General features: G+C 61.3%; 3 protein-coding genes. 2 read left to right on the forward strand and 1 reads right to left on the reverse strand.

The annotated features are described in order from the left end of the window. Positions 1-3,553 (forward strand): ATP-binding protein (locus tag AC1D1P_RS14145; RefSeq protein ID WP_477673424.1); only part of this gene is annotated, 3,553 nt, incomplete at its 5' end. A gap of 111 nt (positions 3,554-3,664) precedes the next feature. On the opposite strand, the gene AC1D1P_RS14150 is transcribed toward AC1D1P_RS14145, so the two are convergent. After that, complete coding sequence (locus AC1D1P_RS14150) at positions 3,665-4,114, reverse strand: VOC family protein (RefSeq protein WP_477673425.1); 450 nt, start codon at positions 4,112-4,114, stop codon at positions 3,665-3,667. 287 nt (positions 4,115-4,401) lie between these two features. On the opposite strand from AC1D1P_RS14150, the gene AC1D1P_RS14155 reads away from it, so the two are divergent. After that, positions 4,402-4,929, forward strand: a 528-nt coding sequence (locus tag AC1D1P_RS14155) for a CorA family divalent cation transporter (RefSeq protein ID WP_477673426.1), incomplete at its 3' end; no start/stop codon positions are given.

A 4,929-nucleotide genomic window follows, 5' to 3' on the forward strand; every position in this document is an offset into this window, starting at 1 on the left:
GTATGTCAGCACCATTACCGACATCAGCAAGCGCCGGCAGGCGGAGCAGGAAATCGTCCGGCTGAACGTCAACCTGGAAAAGCGCGTGCTGCGCAGGACCGCCCAGCTGGAAGTCGCCACCCGGGAGATCGAGGCCTTCTCTTATTCCGTGGCGCATGACTTGCGGACACCGTTGAGCACCATCGACGGATTTTGTGCGCTGCTTGAAAAAGCGGTTCCACCTGAATCGGGTGAGCGCGCACATCATTTCATGGGCCGCATACGCAGCAGTGTGCGCCGCATGGGTGAGCTGACCGATGGCTTGCTGTCCCTGGCCCAGTTGTCGCGGACCAGCCTGAACTGGGAGTCTGTCGACATCAGTACCGAGGCGGCCAAGATCATCAAGCAGTGGACGGAAAACGATCCTGACCGCCGGGTGCGGATCACCGTCGAGCCCAACCTGTGGGGCCGGGCGGACGTTGCATTGCTGCGTCAGGTGCTGGAGAACCTGATCGCCAATGCATGGAAGTTCACCTCGAAAAAACCGCACACCGAAATCCTGGTCGGAAAAGAAGCAGGGGCCGAGGACCAGGTGGTGTATTTTGTGCGGGACAACGGTGCCGGCTTCGACATGGCGTATGCCGACAAGCTCTTCGGCACTTTCGAGCGGCTGCATTCACCGGAAGAGTTCGCCGGCAGCGGCATCGGGCTGGCCACGGTCAAACGCATCATCACCCGCCACGGCGGAAAAATCTGGGCCAAGTCGGCAGTGGGTGAGGGCAGTACCTTTTATTTCACGCTCGGAGGCGAGCAGGCCGGTGCCATGCCGGCTGAGGGGGACGTGTTTGACGATTCAGGCGTTGCGCTGACAGACAGCGCAAGTACGTTCGAGGACGCCGGAGAAGTAAGTCCCAAGGGGGCTGGCCCCATCAGCACGGACAACGATGTCTTCACGGTCAGTGACCAGCAGTTCAGCAATGCGTTTGAACATGCGGCCATCGGGATGACGCTGATCGGCATCGACTCGCGCCGGCTGAAGGTCAACGCCGCTTTTTGCCAGATGCTGGGGTATTCAGAGGCGGAAATGCTGTCGCGCACCATCCATGACCTGACCCATCCCGACGATATTGCCTGGGACCTGGAGCAGCGCCGCAGGGCATTGGCTGGCGAAATCGAATCGTTCCACGTCGAAAAGCGCTACATCCACAAGTCCGGCCGTACTGTATGGGGCTACATGAGCTGCTCCCTTGTGCGCGATGCAGACAGAAAGCCGCTTCAATTTATCGCGCAGATCCAGGACATCACCGAGCGCAAGCAGACCGAGCAGGTTCTGCGTGAAAGCGAAGAACGCTTTCGCGCACTCACGGCGCTGGCCTCCGACTGGTTCTGGGAGCAGGACGAAAACTTCCGCTTCGTCGAGGTTCCCGGCGAAGCCCCAAGCGCCTCCGGCATCCCGAAATCGGCCCATGGCAAGACTGCCTGGGAGCTCGACTACATCAACATCGAAGCCGGTGCGTTGGCCGAGTACAAGGCCAAAATAGCCCGGCACGAGGTTTTCCGCGACCTTGAAAGTACACGGCGCGACTCCAAGGGGCGGCCGCGCTACTTCAGCATCAGCGGCGTGCCGAAATTCGACGCCAACGGAAAATTCACCGGCTACCGCGGCACGGGACGCGACACCACCGAAATCCGCCGTGTCACCGAGGCCCTGCGCACCAGCGAAGCGCAGCTGCGCGAAATCACCGATACCGTGCCGGCCTGGATCACTTACGCTGACGCCAACCAGCGTCTGTGCTTTCATAACCGGGCCTACGAGGAAGTCTTCGGCATGACGCAAGCGCAGCTCGAAGGCAAGACCATCCGGGACATTGTGGGCGATGAGATGTACGCCCTGATCAAGCCCCGGGTGGAAGAGGTGCTGCAGGGCTACCCGGTGGTCTACGAGCGATCGCAGAAAACCGCCCGCGGCGGCATGCGCGACTACGTGGTCAATTATTTCCCGCGCTACGGCGACGGCGCCGACGAAGGCAARGTGATCGGCTTCTACACGCTGGCCAATGACGTCACCGAACTCAAGCGCATTGACCGCATGAAGAGTGAATTCGTCTCGACGGTCAGCCATGAGCTGCGCACGCCGCTCACCTCGATCCGGGGCTCGCTGGGCCTGATCTCCGGCGGTGTTGCCGGCCAGCTGCCCGACGCCGTCAAGACGCTGGTGGGCATCGCGAAAACCAACTGTGAGCGCCTGATCCGGCTGATCAATGACATCCTGGACATCGAGAAGATCGAGTCCGGCAAGATGACCCTGGATTTTCAGGCCATCGAACTCAGGCCTTTGCTGGAGCAGGCGCTGGCCGCCAACGAAGGCTACGGCGCGGCGAAGAATGTGCACCTGCAGCTCGAGTTTCCCGACGAGGACCTGCAGGTCAGGGTCGACAGCGACCGGCTGACGCAGGTGGTGACCAACCTGCTGTCCAACGCGATGAAGTTCTCGCCCGAAGGCGGCACGGTGGATATTCACGTGGCACGCAGCGAGACGGGCATACGCGTCGAGGTGCGGGACCACGGGCCCGGCATTCCGGAGGAATTCCGCAACCGCATCTTCCAGAAATTCTCCCAGGCGGACTCCTCCGATACACGGCAAAAGGGCGGCACGGGCCTGGGCCTCAATATTTCACGGGCCATCATAGAGCGCTTGGGCGGCAGCATCGGTTTTCATACCAACCCCGGGGTCGGCACCACCTTCTTCTTTGAACTGCCCGAATGGGTGGATTCACCGGAGCGCACTTCCGGTTTCTCGGCACTGGTCGAACAGCGGCCGCGTGTCCTGGTTTGCGAGGACGACCCGGACATCTCCCGCCTGATCAGCATGATGCTCGACAAGGGCGGTTTTGACACCGAAATGGTGTACACAGCCAGGCAGGCCGTCGCGGAGCTGGCAAAAAGGCGGTACGCCGCCGTCACGATAGACCTGAAGCTGCCCGACCAGGACGGCATTGCGCTGATCAGGGCGCTGCGCGCCCAGCTGCATACACGCGACGTGCCGATCGTGGTGGTGTCGGCCTCGGCGGCCGAGGGGCGGATCCAGTTCAACGAGCAGTCCCTGACCGTATCAGACTGGCTGGAAAAACCCATCGATGAGAACATGCTCGTGCTGGGCGTGCGGCGCGCCATTGCCGGTTCGGTCGAAGCCCGCGCCGTCATCCTGCATGTTGAAGACGATCCAGACATCCAGCGCATCGCAGCGACCATTGCCCAGGGGTTTGCGACCTTCGTCTTCGCCGACACGGTGCAGGAAGCACGCGACCGGCTGAAGGAACAGCGCTTTGATCTGGTCCTGCTGGACCTCAGCCTGCCAGGCGGTTCGGGCTGGGATTTGCTCAAGGACGTCGAGGCGATGGACGGTCCGCCGCCGGTGGTGATTTTCTCGGCACTGGAGGTGGACAGGCTTCAGGCCACGCGGGCAGCCGCCGTGCTGGTCAAGGCCAAGACTTCCAACACCGAGCTCCTCGAAACCTTGCGGCGCGTGCTCGGGCAAAGCAATTCTGCGGAATCGCCTACGGACGAAGCCTGAACCTGTACCGGGCCCGCGGCAGGCTACTGGGTTTCTGCCGCGCTAGTGGATAAATCCGGGCTTTTAGCCATTACTGTCGGGCGCAAGCAGCTATATTTTTCATAGCAAATTTCACGCAGAAGGCGCGGTCATCAGCGCGGTATAACGGCGCTGCATTYCCTCCGGCGACACGGTTTCAATGCTGTGCCCCACACTCCAGCGGTAGCCTGCCGGGTCGCGAAAGCTGCCCGAGCGTTCACCATAAAACTGGTCTTGTGCCGCCATTTTCAGCGTGGCACCGGCTTTCAGCGCACGTGCAATCACCTCATCGCAGTTGTCCACATGCAGGTGCAACGTGACGGTGGCCGGCGCGCCGGCATCGGGCGCCCGGGTGCCGTACTCCGGGAATTCTTCCGACACCATCAGCGTGGCGCCGTCAAAGTCCAGTTCGGCATGGCCGATGCGGCCATCGGGTTCTGTGAGCCGGAATTTTTCCGTAGCGCCAAAAACCGAGGTGTAAAACGCCATGGCCTTTGCAGCATTTTTGACATGAAGGTAGGCAAACAATTCGTGGGTGGCCATATCGTCTCCGTCGGTGATGTGAAGGAATCAGGCGAGGCCTGAGSTRCTGCCRGCCKGKCCTGAAATTATGAGGCGCATTGGAGCTCAGTGACAACCCGGYRTGCAGTGGGCATGCACCGCCCGGCCAGGCGCCTGAAGAACGCGGTCACGSCRCTGTCACCGAACCGTCATGCAAAGGCAACACACTGTATGACCGCCACTGYCCGGGGCAGGTCGCCSGATRCCGGCTGCCCTGCGCCTGYCGTGTCCGATTCACTCCAATTTTGACTACTTCACGCCACTTCTGAATGGACATCACTTACGGCGCCGACAGAACCGGCCTGCTCTGCGGCTACAGGTTTGAAAACGGCGCGCCCGGCATACCGGTAGATCTTTTGGAGGCGGCCGCCTGGCTGCAGGACGAAAGACCCAAGGGAAAATCAGATTTCGTCTGGCTGCACTTCAACCTGAGTGACGCCGCGGCGGAGGCGAGCATCCGCAAGCATTTGCACGCCGTACCCGAGTTTTTCGAGGCCCTGCATGCGGGTTCAAGATCCACCCGCATAGAAGATGCGCACGACACACTGATTGCTGTCGTCAACGACGTGGCGTATGAATTCGCGTTTGACCCGGCTGAGATGTCCAGCCTGTGGCTGAACGTGGCGCCCCATATGGCGCTGAGCGCGCGCTCCCATCCCCTGCGTTCCATCGACCGCATGCGTGACGCCATCAAGAACGGCAAGCCGCTGGCGTCATCGGTGTCATTTCTGAATCAGCTGCTGCGCGAGCAGGGCGATGTGCTGGTGCGCATCGTGCGTGACGCCACTGTCCAGGTG

This window comes from Polaromonas sp. P1_E1_2 (genome assembly GCF_056406035.1).